At 65.8% G+C, this 15,001-nt stretch carries 14 protein-coding genes and 1 tRNA gene; 3 read left to right on the top strand and 12 right to left on the bottom strand.

What is annotated here, in order from left to right:
- Window positions 1-8: 8 nt before the first annotated feature.
- The 11 genes from DFR41_RS09150 to DFR41_RS09100 form a co-directional block, all read right to left on the bottom strand.
- Window positions 9-85, bottom strand: a tRNA-Pro gene (locus DFR41_RS09150).
- 65 nt (window positions 86-150) lie between these two features.
- Entirely contained in the window at window positions 151-678 is a 528-nt protein-coding gene (locus DFR41_RS09145) for a MerR family transcriptional regulator (RefSeq protein WP_114802545.1), read from the bottom strand.
- 160 nt (window positions 679-838) lie between these two features.
- Complete coding sequence (locus tag DFR41_RS09140; RefSeq protein ID WP_017760992.1) at window positions 839-1,219, bottom strand: integration host factor subunit alpha; 381 nt, start codon at window positions 1,217-1,219, stop codon at window positions 839-841.
- Window positions 1,220-1,235: 16 nt separating this feature from the next.
- On the bottom strand, window positions 1,236-3,665 hold the full coding sequence (gene pheT, locus DFR41_RS09135; RefSeq protein ID WP_114802479.1) for a phenylalanine--tRNA ligase subunit beta: 2,430 nt from the start codon (window positions 3,663-3,665) through the stop codon (window positions 1,236-1,238).
- A gap of 15 nt (window positions 3,666-3,680) precedes the next feature.
- Entirely contained in the window at window positions 3,681-4,724 is a 1,044-nt protein-coding gene (pheS, locus tag DFR41_RS09130) for a phenylalanine--tRNA ligase subunit alpha (protein ID WP_017758896.1), read from the bottom strand.
- A 178-nt stretch (window positions 4,725-4,902) separates the two neighbouring features.
- Window positions 4,903-5,262 carry a 50S ribosomal protein L20 gene (gene rplT, locus DFR41_RS09125; RefSeq protein ID WP_017758897.1) on the bottom strand — a complete coding sequence of 120 codons (360 nt, stop codon included), beginning with the start codon at window positions 5,260-5,262 and terminating at the stop codon, window positions 4,903-4,905.
- A 28-nt stretch (window positions 5,263-5,290) separates the two neighbouring features.
- Window positions 5,291-5,494 carry a 50S ribosomal protein L35 gene (rpmI, locus tag DFR41_RS09120; protein WP_017758898.1) on the bottom strand — a complete coding sequence of 68 codons (204 nt, stop codon included), beginning with the start codon at window positions 5,492-5,494 and terminating at the stop codon, window positions 5,291-5,293.
- A gap of 142 nt (window positions 5,495-5,636) precedes the next feature.
- Window positions 5,637-6,233: a translation initiation factor IF-3 gene (gene infC, locus DFR41_RS09115; protein ID WP_081682094.1), complete on the bottom strand. Its 597-nt coding sequence runs from the start codon at window positions 6,231-6,233 to the stop codon at window positions 5,637-5,639.
- A 106-nt stretch (window positions 6,234-6,339) separates the two neighbouring features.
- The gene (thrS, locus tag DFR41_RS09110) at window positions 6,340-8,247 is read right to left on the bottom strand and encodes a threonine--tRNA ligase (RefSeq protein WP_017758900.1); all 1,908 of its coding nucleotides are present in this window, start codon (window positions 8,245-8,247) and stop codon (window positions 6,340-6,342) included.
- A gap of 395 nt (window positions 8,248-8,642) precedes the next feature.
- Window positions 8,643-9,974: an isocitrate lyase gene (gene aceA, locus DFR41_RS09105; RefSeq protein WP_043113209.1), complete on the bottom strand. Its 1,332-nt coding sequence runs from the start codon at window positions 9,972-9,974 to the stop codon at window positions 8,643-8,645.
- A 339-nt stretch (window positions 9,975-10,313) separates the two neighbouring features.
- A complete protein-coding gene (locus DFR41_RS09100) occupies window positions 10,314-10,763 on the bottom strand; it encodes a gamma-glutamylcyclotransferase family protein (RefSeq protein ID WP_017758902.1) in 450 nt (149 codons plus the stop codon).
- A gap of 128 nt (window positions 10,764-10,891) precedes the next feature.
- On the opposite strand from DFR41_RS09100, the gene DFR41_RS09095 reads away from it, so the two are divergent.
- Window positions 10,892-11,779, top strand: a complete 888-nt coding sequence (locus DFR41_RS09095; protein ID WP_244917696.1) for a DMT family transporter — start codon at window positions 10,892-10,894, stop codon at window positions 11,777-11,779.
- Window positions 11,780-11,939: 160 nt separating this feature from the next.
- Window positions 11,940-12,338: an SWIB/MDM2 domain-containing protein gene (locus DFR41_RS09090; protein WP_017757410.1), complete on the top strand. Its 399-nt coding sequence runs from the start codon at window positions 11,940-11,942 to the stop codon at window positions 12,336-12,338.
- Between the two features lie 114 nt (window positions 12,339-12,452).
- Here DFR41_RS09090 and DFR41_RS09085 read toward each other — a convergent pair whose 3' ends face one another.
- Window positions 12,453-14,159, bottom strand: coding sequence for a thiamine pyrophosphate-binding protein (locus tag DFR41_RS09085; protein WP_114802477.1), 1,707 nt, complete (start codon window positions 14,157-14,159; stop codon window positions 12,453-12,455).
- 102 nt (window positions 14,160-14,261) lie between these two features.
- Here DFR41_RS09085 and DFR41_RS09080 point away from each other — a divergent pair, with 102 nt between their 5' ends.
- Window positions 14,262-14,906, top strand: a complete 645-nt coding sequence (locus DFR41_RS09080) for a TetR/AcrR family transcriptional regulator (protein WP_017761246.1) — start codon at window positions 14,262-14,264, stop codon at window positions 14,904-14,906.
- Window positions 14,907-15,001: the final 95 nt, after the last annotated feature.

The following is a 15,001-nucleotide window of genomic DNA, read 5'->3' as shown; positions in this document are numbered from 1 at the left end:
TTTAATAGTGGTCGGTGTGAAAGGATTCGAACCTTCGACCCCTTGCACCCCATGCAAGTGCGCTACCAGGCTGCGCCACACACCGAAGCCATAAAGTATATACCGGATTCCACCGTCTTCGCGAACTTCGAAGAGAGAAATTCGGTTCGCTCAGTAGAAGCTGAGCAGGTCGCGGATCTCCACCAGCTCGCGGCGCAGCAGCGCCACGGGATAGGCGCCCGAGATCATCGGCAACGGCGACCCGGCGACCAGTTCGGCGTCGGCCGCGACACGATGCGCCGAGTGCCGCGCGCCTTCCGCCACGAACGTGGGCGGCTCCTCGAAGACGGGCGCGTCGTCGAAGGACGGCTCGGCGAAGGCAGGTTGGGTGTCGGCCTCGTCCGCAGGCACGTCCCCACGGCGACGGCGCTCGCGCTCGGCTTGCGCCAGTTCCTGCAGCCGGTTGCGGGCGCCGCTGATCGTGAAGCCCTGCTCGTAGAGCAGGTCCCGGATGCGGCGGATCATCAGCACCTCGTGGTGCTGGTAGTAGCGGCGATTGCCTCGGCGCTTCATAGGCCGCAACTGCGTGAATTCCTGCTCCCAGTAGCGCAGCACATGCGGCTTGACCCCGCACAACTCAGCCACCTCACCGATGGTGAAGTAGCGCTTGACGGGAATCGGAGGGAGGCTGTTCTCCATCGAAATCAACACGGTGCGAGGCAAACGTGCGAGGTTACTCCAGCAGTGCAGCACATACCAGACACCGAACGTTCAAAGTGCGCGCAGATGTGACTGGGTCCTCGTGCCCGGGTGCCGCAGCGCTGCGTGCGCTCGGGCGCCCTGCGGGCTCGCACTGGCATCAGCCAAGCTCGGCGCGCTCGGCCTCGATGGGGGCGGCGGTGACCGGGGATGCGGCGTCGGCCGCGACGGCCTCGTGCAGTTGCTCCTTGAGCTTGGCGCTGGCGTGGAAGACCGCCACCCGGCGCGGGCCGATCGGGATCGATTCGCCCGTGCGCGGATTGCGCCCCGGCCGCGCCGCCTTCGTCCGGATCTGGAAGTTGCCGAAGCCCGAGATCTTGACCTCGTCGCCTTCGATCAGGCGCTGGGCGATGACCTCGAAGAAGGCCTCGACCATGTCCTTGGCTTCGCGCTTGTTGAGGCCGATCTGCTCGAACAGCAGTTCCGACAGCTGCGCCTTGGTCAGCGCGGGCGTCTCGATGGCGTCGATCTTGAATTCCATGTCGTCGTCCTCGGTGTCAGCCGCGCAGGCGGGCGCCGACCCGTTGCTGGGCCTTCGCCAAGATGGCCGCCACGGCGGCATCGACCTGCTCGTCGGTCAGCGTGGCCTCCCCCAGGAAGGCCAGGCGCACGGCCATGCTCTTCTCGCCCGCGGCGAGGGCACCGGGCGCGGCAGCGTTTGCCTCAGGCGCCGGCCGGTAGATGTCGAACAGCGCCGCATCGCGCAGCAGGCCACCGGTGTCGGCGGCGCGCACGGCGTCCAGCAGGGCGTCGTGGCCGACCGATTCGGCCACCACCACCGCGATGTCGCGCTCCACGGACTGGTGGCGCGGCACCGGACGCAGGGCCGGCATGGCCCGCGCCGTCACGGCGTCGACGGACAGTTCGAACAGCATGGGCGCGAAGGGCAGGTCCCACTGCTGGCGCCAGCGCGGATGCAGCTCGCCGATGAAGCCGACCGGCTGGCCATCCACGAGCACCCGGGCGCAGCGGCCCGGATGAAGCGCAGGATGTTCGGCCTTCTCGAAACGCACGGCGCGCGGCGCGAGCAGCGCCTCGACATCGCCCTTGGCGTCGTAGAAGTCCACGCGCTGCGGCTTGCCGTCCCAGCGCGAGGCCGCGTCGTCGCCCCAGGCCAGGCCCGCCACATGCACTGGCTGGCGCACGCCCTTGACGCTGGTGTCGCTGGTCGGGACGGCGTCATCGCGTATGAAGACGCGGCCCACCTCGAACACGCGTACGCGCGGCGCCTTGCGGTCCAGGTTGAACTTGAGCACGGCCAGCAGCGATCCCATCAGCGAGGACCGCATCACGCTCATCTGGCTGGCGATGGGATTGAGCAGCTGCACCGGGTTGGCGTTGCCGGCCAGATCGCGCTCCCAGGCGGCTTCGACGAAGCTGAAGTTGATCGTTTCCTGGTAGCCCAGGTCGGCGAGGCGGTGGCGCACGGCGAAGCGGCTGCGCTGCGACTCGGACAGCACGCGGGCGCGAATGGGCGCGAGCGGCGGCGTGGACGGCAGGTTGTTGTAGCCGACGAGTCGCGCGACCTCCTCGATCAGGTCCTCTTCGATGGCGATGTCGAAGCGGTGCGGCGGCGGCGTGACGGTGAGCGTGCCCTCGCCTTCGGTGAAGTCCAGGTGCAGCTTGCGCAGCACGTCCGCGCACTGCGCCTGGGTGATCGGCATGCCGATCACACGCTCGGCGCGAGCGACGCGGAGGGTGACCGGCGCGGCCTCGGGCAGCTTCAAGACTTGATCGTCGATGGGGCCAGCCTGGCCGCCGCAGATCTCCTGCACCAGGCGGGTGATGCGCTCGATCATGGCCACGGTGCGGCTCGGGTCCACGCCACGCTCGAAGCGGTGCCCGGCGTCGGTCGAGAAGTTGAAGCGGCGCGAACGGCCTTGGATCGCGGCCGGCCACCAGAAGGCCGCCTCGATGTAGATGCTGCTCGTGTCGTCGGACACGGCCGTGGCGTCGCCACCCATGATGCCGGCCAGGGACTCGACCTCGCGCTCGTCGGCGATCACACCCACCTGTTCGTCGACAGTGACGGTGTTGCCGTTGAGCAGCTTGAGCTGCTCGCCCGCGCGACCCCAGCGCACCGTCAGGCCGCCGTGGATCTTGTCCAGGTCGAAGATGTGCGAGGGCGAGCCGTACTCGAACATCACGTAGTTGGAGATGTCCACCAGCGGCGACACGCTGCGCTGGCCGCAGCGCGCCAGGCGGTCGACCATCCAGGCCGGCGTGGCGGCGCGCGTGTTCACCCCGCGCACAATGCGGCCGGAGAAGCGGCCGCACAGGTCGGCGGCTTCAACGCGCACCGGCAGCTTGTCGTCCAACTGCGGCTGCACCGGCTCGATGGCCGGCGTCTGCAGCGGCGCACCGGTGAGCGCCGACAGCTCGCGCGCGATCCCGTACACCGACAGGCCGTGCGCCAGGTTGGGCGTGAGCTTGATGGTGATCAGCACGTCGTCGAGCTGCAGCAGATCGCGCACGTCGGCGCCCACCGGCGCATCGTCAGCAAGCTCGAGCAGACCGCCGTGGTCGTCGCTCAGGCCCAGCTCGCGGGCGGAGCACAGCATGCCCTGGCTTTCCACGCCGCGCAGCTTGCCCAGCTTGATCTTGAACGGCTTGCCATCCTCACCAGGCGGCAGTTCTGCACCGACCAGCGCGCAGGGCACCTTGATGCCCACACGGGCGTTCGGCGCACCGCAGACGATGTTCAACAGGGCACCTTGGCCGGCGTCTACCTGGCACACGCGCAGGCGGTCGGCATTGGGATGCTGCACGGCCTCCTTGACCTCGCCCACGACGATCTTGGTGAAGGGTGGCGCGGCGGGGCGGCGCTCCTCGACTTCGAAGCCGCCCATGGTCAGCGTATCGGCCAAGGCTTCGGAGGACAGGGGCGGGTTGCAGAAGGCGCGCAGCCAGGATTCGGGAAATTGCATCGGGTCGCCCTCGTCTTATTGGAATTGGTTCAGGAAACGCAGGTCGCCGTCGAAGAAGAGGCGCAGGTCGCTCACGCCGTAGCGCAGCATGGCCAGGCGGTCGATGCCCGAGCCGAAGGCGAAGCCGATGTACTTCTCCGGGTCCAGGCCCATGTTGCGCACCACCTGCGGATGCACTTGGCCAGAGCCCGACACCTCCAGCCAGCGGCCGGCCAGCGGCCCCTTCTCGAACATGATGTCGATTTCGGCGCTGGGCTCGGTGAAGGGGAAGTAGCTGGGACGGAAGCGCAACTTGAGCGCACTGGTCTCGAAGAAGGCCTGGATGAAATCCAGGTACATCACCTTCAGGTCCTTGAAGCTGACGTTCTGGCCGATCCACAGGCCCTCGACCTGATGGAACATGGGCGAATGCGTGGCATCGCTGTCCACACGGTAGGTGCGGCCCGGCGCAATCACGCGGATGTCGGGCATGCTCTCCTGGCCGGCGTACTGGCGCGCATGGGCCTGCGCATAGCGCACCTGCATCGGCGAGGTGTGCGGGCGCAGGTTGAACAGCTGGCCGTCGTCGTCCTTCATGTCGACGTAGAAGGTGTCCTGCATCGACCGCGCGGGGTGGTTCGGCGGGTTGTTCAGCGAGGTGAAGCTGAACCAGTCGGTCTCGACCTCGGGGCCGTCGGCCACGTCGAAGCCCATGCTGGCGAAGATGGCCTCGATGCGCTCCTGCGCGCGCGCCACGGGGTGCAGACCGCCCCCGGCGCGGCGGCGGCCGGGCAGCGTGACATCCAGCGCCTCGGCCTGCAGTTGGGCATTGAGTTCCGCATCGGCCAGCTCCTGCCGACGGGCATTGAGCGCGGCTTCGATGGCCTGCTTGGCCACGTTGATGGCGGCGCCGCGGCTCTTCTTCTCGTCGACCGGCAGCTGGGCCAGGCCCTTCATCAGTTCCGTGACGCGGCCGGACTTGCCCATGAACTGCGCCTTCGCGTTCTCGAGCTCAGCGGGTGCCCGGGCGCCGGCGAAGGCGGCACGGGCTTGGTCGACCAGGGTGTCCAGTTCGTTCATGGAATGCGTGCGATGCGGAGAAATGGAGAGGGCCCTGACCGCGGGACGCGATGGCACCGACCGGGAGTCGATGCACGCGCCGCGGGGCCCATGAAAAAGGGCCGGAGCTTTTTCAAGCGCCAGCCCTGGAACCGTGGGCGTGCGCGACTCCGCCGGAGCGGACGCGCACTGGGCGGAATCAAGCAGCCAGCTTGGCCTTGACCTGCTCCACGATGCCGGCGAAAGCCGCCTTGTCGTGCACGGCGATGTCGGCGAGGACCTTGCGGTCGATCTCGATGCCGGCCTTGCGGATGCCGTTGGCGAACTGGCTGTACGTCAGGCCCAGTTCACGGGAGGCGGCGTTGATACGCGCAATCCACAGACGACGGAAAACGCGCTTCTTGGCGCGGCGGTCACGGTAGGCGTACTGGCCCGCCTTCATCACCGCCTGCTTGGCGATGCGGAAGACGTTGCCGCGACGACCGCGGAAGCCCTTGGCAAGGGCGAGAACCTTCTTGTGGCGGGCGCGAGCGGTTACACCACGTTTGACGCGAGGCATATTGAATCCTTCCTAGTTCGTCGGTTGATCAAATGCCTTGGCCGGGCAGCATGGCGGCCATCGAAACCATGTTGGTCTCGTGAACCGTCACCGCACCGCGCAGGTGGCGCTTGTTCTTGGTGGTCTTCTTGGTCAGGATGTGACGCTTGAAGGCTTGACCGCGCTTGACGGTGCCACCGGGACGAACGCGAAAGCGTTTCTTCGCGCTGCTCTTGGTCTTCATCTTGGGCATGTGAATGCTCCTTTTACTTGTGCTCGCAAGGCGCCGGGAATCCTTCCCGAACTTGTTGGCCTTCGAGGCACTTCTTCATCCCGCCACCCGCGCCTTGCGGCGCCAGCGGCGAAATCCTTTGCAGGCAGGCGAAGCTCGCGCTTCAGGCCTGGCCGGACGTTGCCGGCTCGGCGGCCTTGGGAGCCGCCCCACCCTTCTTGCGGCCCGGCGCGATCATCATGATCATCTGCCGGCCTTCCAGCTTGGGGAACTGCTCGACCACGATGGCGTCGCCCAGCTCGTCCCGGATGCGCTGCAGCAGGGCCAGGCCCAGCTCCTGGTGCGTAATCTCGCGACCGCGGAAGCGCAGCGTGATCTTGCACTTGTCGCCGTCGTCCAGGAAACGACGGATGTTGCGCATCTTGATGTTGTAGTCGCCATCGTCGGTACCGGGCCGGAACTTGACTTCCTTGACCTCGATGACCTTCTGCTTCGACTTCGCCTCGGCGGCCTTCTTCTGTTCGAGGAACTTGAACTTGCCGTACTCGATCAACCGGCAGACCGGCGGATTGGCGGCAGCAACCACCTCGACCAGGTCCACGTCGTGCTCGCCGGCCAGACGCAATGCCTCGGAAAGGCTCACAACGCCCAGGGCCTCGTTTTCGGGTCCGAACAGGCGAACTTCCGGGGCCATGATTTCCCGGTTCAGGCGGTGTTGGCGTTCCTCGCGTTGGCGACGGTCGCGAAATGCAGTAGCGATGGCTTCAGTCCTTCATCATATGCTACAAATTTTGTAGCTAACGCCGTTATTGGCACGCACCCAGGCAAAGCACAGGCCCGGCAGTAAAGCTCGGACCTGAGGGTTGTCAACGCTTGCTGGAGATGTCGTCGGCGATCTTTTGGGAGAACGCCTCCACCGACATGACCCCGAGATCGACATTGCCTCGGGCGCGCACCGCGACGGCACCGGCTTCCTTCTCCTTGTCGCCGACGACGAGGATGTAGGGAAGCTTTTGCAGCGAATGCTTGCGTATTTTATACGTGATCTTCTCGTTCTGCAGATCGAGCTGCACCCTAAACCCTTGATGGCGCAGCGTTTTCGCAACTTCTGCAGCGTAGTCCGCCTGCGCATCCGTGATGTTCAGCACCGAAATCTGCACCGGCGCGAGCCAGACGGGCATGGCGCCGGCGTGGTGCTCGATCAGCATTCCGATGAAGCGCTCGAGGCTGCCGACGATGGCCCGGTGCAGCATCACCGGGTGGGCGCGACCGCTGGACTCCGTCACGTACTCGGCGCCCAGGCGCTCTGCCATGTTGAAATCCACCTGCATCGTGCCGCATTGCCACTGGCGGCCGATGGCATCGCGCAACGTGTACTCGATCTTGGGGCCATAGAAGGCCCCATCACCCGGGGCGATGACGAAGTCTACGCCCGATCGGCGCAGCGCTTCCATCAGCGCGCCTTCGGCCTTGTCCCAGAGCTCGTCGGAGCCGATGCGATGCTCGGGGCGCGTGGCCACCTTGTAGAGGATGTCCGTGAAGCCGAAGTCCGCATACACCTTGAGCAACTGCGACGTGTAGGCCACGCACTCCTCGAGGATGTGGTCCTCCGTGCAGAAGATGTGGCCGTCATCCTGCGTGAAGCCGCGCACACGCATGATGCCGTGCAGGCCGCCCGAGGGCTCGTTGCGGTGGCACTGGCCGAACTCGCCGTAGCGCAGCGGCAGTTCGCGGTAGCTGCGCAGGTCGCTCTTGAAGATGAGCACGTGGCCGGGGCAGTTCATCGGCTTGAGCGCGTAATCGCGCTTCTCCGACTCCGTGACGAACATGTTCTCGCGGTAGTTCTGCCAGTGGCCCGTCTTCTCCCACAGACTCTTGTCGAGGATCTGCGGGCCCTTCACTTCCTGGTAGCCCGTGTCCTTGTAGACCTGGCGCATATACTGCTCCACGGCCTGCCACAGGGCCCAGCCCTTCGGGTGCCAGAAGACGACGCCAGGCGCGACGTCGTCGATGTGGAACAGATCGAGCTCCTTGCCCAGCTTGCGGTGGTCGCGCTTCTCGGCCTCCTCGATGCGCTGGATGTACTGGTCCAGCTGCTTCTTGTCGGCCCAGGCCGTGCCGTAGATGCGCTGCAGCTGCTCGTTCTTGGCATCGCCGCGCCAGTAGGCGCCGGCCAATTTCGTGAGCTTGAAGACCTTCAGGAAGCGCGTGTTGGGCACGTGCGGGCCGCGGCACATGTCCACATATTCCTGGTGGTAGTACAGGCCCATGGCCTGCTCGTCGGGCATGTCCTCGACCAAGCGCAGCTTGTAGTCTTCGCCGCGGGACTTGAAGACATCGATCACCTCGGCGCGCGGCGTCATCTTCTTGATGACGTCGTAGTCCTGCGCGATCAATTCCTTCATGCGCTGCTCGATGGCCGCCATGTCGTCGGGCGTAAAGGGACGCTCGTAGGAGATGTCGTAGTAGAAGCCCTCGTCGATCACGGGGCCGATCACCATCTTGGCCGTGGGATAGAGCTGCTTGACCGCATGGCCGACCAGGTGGGCGCAGGAGTGGCGGATGATCTCCAGCCCTTCCTCGTCCTTGGGCGTGATGATCTGAAGACGGGCGTCGTGGTCGATGAGGTCGCTGGCGTCCACCAGCTTGCCGTCCACCTTGCCGGCCACCGTGTTCTTGGCCAGGCCGGGGCCGATGGACTGGGCCACTTCGGCCACCGTCACGGGGCCGGGGTATTCGCGGCGGGAGTTGTCGGGGAGCGTGATCTGGATCATGGGAAACCTCGGAGCGGAAAACAAAAAAGCGCGGGGGTGAGCCGCGCTTCGTGCTGGATGAGCGTGCCGGACCTGCCGGCGCTGCGCGGGCCTACCGGCCGCTCCCCTGGGGAAGCGGACCGAACGATGCGGTGCCAGTAGTTCGCGGTGTCATAACCAGATTGCCTTTCTCGCCCTTGTTGGTGGACAGACGATGAGCGCGCGATTGTAGCGGGCGCTCGGCCGCAGCCCTGCTGCAGATGCCGATGCGCAACACGCTGCAAAGAAAGATCAAGGCACCTTTGCGAACCGCAAGAGGCCGGACCGGCGCAGCGCATTCCCGACGCGCAGGCAGCAAGCAAAAAGGGCCCGGCCACCGGCCGAGCCCTGCTCCCTGAACGAACCTGCTCAACCGGTCAGTGGAACTGCTCTTCCTCCGTCGAGCCCGTCAGCGCCTTCACGCTGGACGAACCGCCCTGGATGACGGTGGTCACGTCATCGAAATAACCGGCGCCGACTTCCTGCTGGTGCGACACGAAGGTGTAGCCCTTCTCGCGCGCGGCGAACTCGGGCTCCTGCACCATCTCGGTGTAGTGCTTCATGCCTTCGCCGCGGGCATAGGCATGGGCGAACTGGAAGGTCTGGAACCAGTTGATGTGGATGCCAGCCAGCGTGATGAACTGGAACTTGTAGCCGAGGGCCGACAGGTCTTCCTGGAACGAAGCGATCTGCTTTTCGTTCAGGTTCTTCTTCCAGTTGAACGAGGGCGAGCAGTTGTAGCTCAACAGCTTGCCCGGGCAGGCGGCATGCACGGCCTGGGCGAACTCGCGGGCAAAGCCGATGTCGGGCACACCGGTCTCGCACCACACCAGGTCGGCATAGGGCGCGTAGGCGACGCCGCGGCTGATGGACTGCTCCAGGCCATTCTTGACGCGGAAGAAGCCTTCCTGCGTGCGTTCGCCCGTCAGAAAGGGCTTGTCGTTGGCGTCGTGGTCGCTGGTGATCAGGTTGGCAGCCTCGGCGTCCGTGCGGGCCAGCACGATCGAAGGCACACCCATCACGTCGGCGGCGAAACGCGCGGCGATCAGCTTCTCGACGGCCTCCTGCGTGGGCACCAGCACCTTGCCGCCCATGTGGCCGCACTTCTTGACGGCAGCCAGCTGATCTTCGAAGTGCACGCCCGCAGCGCCGGCCGCGATCATGTTCTTCATCAGCTCGAAGGCATTGAGCACGCCGCCGAAGCCGGCTTCGGCATCGGCCACGATGGGCAGGAAGTAGTCGACGAACTCGGCATCACCGGGATTGATGCCGCGGCCCCACTGGATCTCGTCGGCACGCTTGAAGGTGTTGTTGATGCGGCGGACCATGGTGGGCACCGAGTCGTACGCGTACAGCGACTGGTCGGGGTACATGGTCTCGGACGTGTTTCCGTCGGCGGCGACCTGCCAGCCCGACAGGTACACGGCTTCCAGGCCGGCCTTGGCCTGCTGCATGGCCTGGCCGGCGGTGATGGCGCCGAAGGCGTTGACGTAGCCCTTCTTGGCACCACCGTTGATCTTCTCCCACAGCTTCTCGGCACCGCGCTGGGCCAGTGTGTATTCGATCGGCACCGAGCCCCGCAGGCGGACCACGTCGGCGGCGCTGTAGCCGCGCTTCACGCCCTTCCAGCGCGGGTTGGTCGCCCAGTCCTTCTCGAGGGCGCTGATCTGCTGGTCGCGGCTGAGTTGTTCGGTGATGGCTTGAGGCATGGTGCTGAACTCCAAGGTTGCAATGCGTGGTCGGAAGGCTGGGCGGCGAGGTCGCTGCTTGGCCTCTACTTTATGGCCACCTCTTGTGTCTTATGTCTTATATAAGACTTTTTTTAGTCCAATGAATTCAATGAGTTAGAGATCAAATTCCGCATCGAGAAATTCACTTCTTTGTCATGAAAGACAAAAGTACGTCCGTCCGATCCTATATCCCACTATGAGAAATGCCTTTTCCTTGCGTGGAAGGCGATGCGCCCGGCCATCGAACGGCGGCAACGCGTAAATCCCCAGGTGCACCGCAGGCGAAAAGACGGAGCCTTGACCTCATGGAGCCATCGCTCATCCACGCCCTTGCCGCGCCTGCCAATGCGCAATCCAGTCGCCCGACGGAATCACCGGCGTCCCGCGGACGTGCCGTGGATGGATCTCGTAGACCAGGCACGTAACCTGCCGCCCCTCGTCGAGCGCAACCGACACGTGGCGCCGACGGTACTCGCCTTCGTCGTCATCCTGGACCTCCTCCAGCGCATCGAGTGCGCGCTCGACCTCCGGCGCGACCTCGTACACCTCGCCCACGACCCGGCCGTCTCCCCCGAGCACCACGCCCGGATACGGCCCCAGGTCGTGCAGCACACCGGCGATGCAGCCTGCGCCGCGGAAGCGCGGGGCCGGTGGTCCGAAGCGATGGATGTCATTGCTGCCCCGGCGCCGCAAGGTGCCATAGACGAACACGGCGCGTGGCTGCGCCGGGGCGCGATCCGGAAGGAAGGTGTTCAGCGGCTCAGGCATGATCGACCGCCCCGCGCGCGAAAGCGCTAGAGCGGAGCATGAAGGAAAGAAAGAACAGTCTAGTGACGCCCTCCTCTGCGCCGACCTCGTCCCATCGCCTGCTTTCCTATGGTTGCCTGGCGCTCAGCATGACGCTCGTCGGCAGCTATGTGGCGCTGTCCAAGCCACTGGCGGCGACCTTTCCGGTGCTGCTGCTGGCCTGGCTGCGCTTCGGCATCGCTGCACTCGCGATGCCGCACTGGCTGCGCAAGCCCGCCGACGAGCCGCCGATGACCGGGCGAACGCGTGTGCTGGTGTTCCTCGAATCCTTCCTAGGCAACTTCCTCTTCTCCATCTTCATGCTGTTCGGCGTGCGCATGACGAGCGCGGTCTCGGCGGGCGTGATCATGGCGGCCATTCCCGCGATGGTGGCCATCGGCAGTTGGCTGTTCCTGCGCGAGCGCATCGGCGCGCGCGTGGTGGCGGCCATCGGTTGCGCCGCCGCGGGCATCGGCCTGTTGGCGCTGGCCCCGCATCCGGCCCATGCGGACGCCACCGGCGGCGCGCCGGCAATGCCCTGGCTCGGCAACCTGCTGGTGTTCTGCGCGGTGCTGTGCGAAGCGGCCTATGCGGTCATCGGCAAATCGCTCACGGGTCGGCTGGGGCCTCGCCGCATCTCCGCACTGATCAACCTGTGGGGCTTGGCGCTGAGCACCCCGTTCGGCGTCGCGCTGGCCTGGCATTTCGACTTCGCCGCGGTTCCGTCGGGCATGTGGATGCTGCTGGTGGCCTACGCCCTGGCGGCCAGCATCTGGACGGTGTGGCTCTGGATGACCGGACTGAAGGGTGGCGTGCCAGCCTCGCAGGCCGGTGTCTTCACGGTGATGTTGCCAGTGGCGGCGGCGCTCGTGGGCGTGTTCGTGCTCGGCGAGTCGCTGTCGGCGTTGCAACTGCTGGCCTTTGCTGCCGCGCTGGCCGGTGTCGTACTGGCCACATGGCCTTCGCGCAGTCGCGGAACAACGCAGACGCAGCTTTGAATGGCGCAGGCCCGTTCCCTCGGAAAAAAAGCAACGCGGCCCTTTGAAAAGCCTTGTTCTCCCTTGGAAAGGCGTTTCTTCTCCATTAGCATCAGGGACACCCAGGAAGACACCGTTTTCATTGGGAAGACTGCATCTATCCAACGACAAGGACTCAACCATGGCAACTGCAAAGAAAGCTCCGGCGAAGGCGCCGGCGAAGAAGGCCGCGGCGCCTGCCAAGAAGGCGGCCCCGGCGAAGAAGGCAGCTCCGGCCAAGACGGCCGCCGCACCGGCGAAGAAGGCTGCTGCCAAGAAGGTCGCTGCCAAGCGCACACCCAACGCCGCCTTCATGAAGGCCCTCACCCCCAGCCCCGCGCTGGCCGCCGTGGTCGGCAGCACCCCGCTGCCCCGCACTGCCATCGTGAGCAAGCTGTGGGACTACATCAAGAAGAACAACCTGCAGGACAAGGCCAACAAGCGGATGATCAACGCCGACGCCAAGCTGAAGGAAATCTTCGGCAAGGCCCAGGTCTCGATGTTCGAACTGGCCTCGCTGATCGGCTCGCACGTCAAGTAAGACGCGCCTTCCGGCCAGCAGAAAGGGACGTGCAATGCACGTCCCTTTTTCTTTGCCTATCGGGCCTGACAGTGGGCCTGGATCGAAAAAGCCGACACCCGGCCGTTCAGCACGTCAGCCAGCAGCCGCGCCCTTGGCGATGGCAGCCTCCCGGATCGCGCCGAGCGTCGTGCGCGTGGTGATCACTTCGGGGTCGAGCGGAATCTCGATCAGTGTGCCGGTCGGCGCCTCCAGCGCGCGCAACAACGCCGCCTCGAAGTCCTCTGTGCGCGTCACGCGTTCCGCCGCATAGCCGTAGGCGCGGGCGAGTGCGCAGAAATCCGGATTGCCCAGGGCCGTCCCGCTGATGCGCGTGGGGTACTCGCGCTCCTGGTGCATGCGGATGGTGCCGAACATGCCGTTGTTGAGCAGCACCACGATGCTGCGGCCGCCCTGCTGCATGGCCGTGGCCAGTTCCTGGCCGTTCATCAGGAAGTCGCCGTCGCCCGCCACGGTGAAGGCCACCCGGCCCGACACGATGCTGGCGGCGATGCCCGCCGGCACGCCGTAGCCCATCGCGCCGCTGGTGGGCGCGAGCTGCGTCTTGAAGCCCTTGGCCAGGCCATGGTGACGAAAAAAGCGGTGCATCCAGCTGGCGAAGTTGCCGGCGCCATTGGTTACCACCGCATCGGCGGGCAGGTGCTTCTGCACGACGCCGACGATGGCGGCCATGTCGACGGGGCCGGGCAGTGGTTGCGGCACCAGGTTGGCCTCGTAGCTGGCATGGACCTGCTGCGCCCAGCCGGCCCAGGGCACCTCCGGCGGGGCGGTCAGCACTTCCAGCGCACGGGCCGCGGCATTCATGGTGGTGTTGAACGCCAGGTCGGCCTGGTACACGCGATGAAGCTCTTCCCCGCTGGCGTGGAAATGCACCAGCTTCTGGCGACTGCGCGGCGCCTCCAGCAGCGTGTAGCCGCCCGTGGTCATCTCGCCCAGCCGCGGACCGATGGCAATCACGAGGTCGCTCTCGCGCACATGGGCCGCCAAGCGCGGGTTGATGGCGATGCCCACGTCGCCGGCGTAGAGCGGATGGTGGTTGTCGAAGGTGTCCTGGAAGCGGAAGGCATTGGCCACCGGCAGTTGCCAGTTCTCGGCAAAGCGCTGCAGTGCCTGGGCAGCCTGCGGCGTCCAGCCACCGCCGCCCACAATGACCAGCGGCCGCTCGGCGGCCAGCAGCATCGTGCGCAGGGTGCGAAGCGCGCCCGGGTCGGCCCAGGCCTGCGGCGGTTCGACGCGCGGCAGCGGCAGGGCTGCGGTCGGCGCCCGCAGCATGTCCTCGGGCAGCACCAGCACCACCGGGCCCGGGCGGCCGCTCATGGCGGTCGCGAAGGCACGGGCCACGTACTCCGGCAAGCGATCGGCATCGTCCACGCGCTCGACCCGCTTGGCGAAACCCTTCGTGCTGGGGCCGAAGAAACTGGCGAAGTCCACCTCCTGGAAGGCCTCGCGGTCGCGGAAATCGCTGCCCACATCCCCGACCAGCAGCACCATCGGCGTCGAATCCTGGAAGGCGGTATGCACACCGATGGACGCGTTGGTGGCGCCCGGCCCGCGCGTCACGAAGCACACGCCCGGGCGCCCGCTCAGCTTGCCGTGGGCCTCGGCCATGAAGGCGGCACCGCCTTCCTGCCGGCAGGCCACGAAGCGGATCTGCGCCTCGTGGTCATGGAAGCCATCGAGCGCCGCCAGGAAGCTTTCGCCCGGCACGCCGAATACATGGGAAACACCTTGGGCGACGAGGCATTCGACCAGCAGATGGCCGGCGGGACGGGAAGCGGTCATGAGGTGAAGTGAGGCGCGGGCGCCGGAAGCTGCAGAAAGTTGGGCGATTATCGGCAGCCCGCGTTGCCGGCGGCCTTAGTTAACCATATAGTGAATTAAAAGATGAGCGACGACCCCACCCTCTCCGAAACGCGCCTGCGCGATGCCGACCGCTCGCAGGCCGCCATCCTGCTGGCTGCGCGCGAAGAGTTCGCCGGACACGGCCTTGCCGGCGCACGGATGGACCGCATCGCCGAACGCGCCGACGTCAACAAGCGCCTCATCTACTACTACTTCGGCAGCAAGGACGACCTGTTCCTGGCCGTGCTCGAGCGCGTCTATGCCGACATCCGCATGGCCGAGCAGCAGCTGCACCTGGACGAGGTCGAGCCGGTGGAGGCGGTGCGGCGCCTGATCTCCTTCACCTGGCACTACTACCTGGAGCATCCGGAGTTCATCACCCTGCTCAACAGCGAGAACCTGCACCGCGCCGAGCATCTGCGCCGCTCCGACCGCATCCAGGAGATGAACTCGCCGCTGGTGCAGCTTCTGGACGGCGTGGTCGAGCGAGGCCGCCGTTCGGGCGTCTTCCGCGCGGGCGTCGACCCCATCCAGCTCTACATCTCGATCGCCTCGCTGTGCTACTTCTACCTGTCGAACAACCACACGCTCTCGGCCATCTTCGGGCGTGACCTGCGCGCGCCCAAGGCCATGGCGCAGCGGCTGTCCCACATGACGGAATTGGTGCTGGGCTACCTGATGCACTGACCCGGGTATCTACCGACGAGGACGCGTTGACGGCGCGAGAGCCTCGGAGACAGAATCTCCTAAATTCACCAATTGGTGAATAAAAACAGGAGACA

The organism is Pseudacidovorax intermedius (assembly GCF_003350475.1).
GTDB classification, from domain to species: domain Bacteria; phylum Pseudomonadota; class Gammaproteobacteria; order Burkholderiales; family Burkholderiaceae_C; genus Xenophilus; species Xenophilus intermedius.
This window is presented reverse-complemented; position numbering and strand designations above follow the sequence as displayed.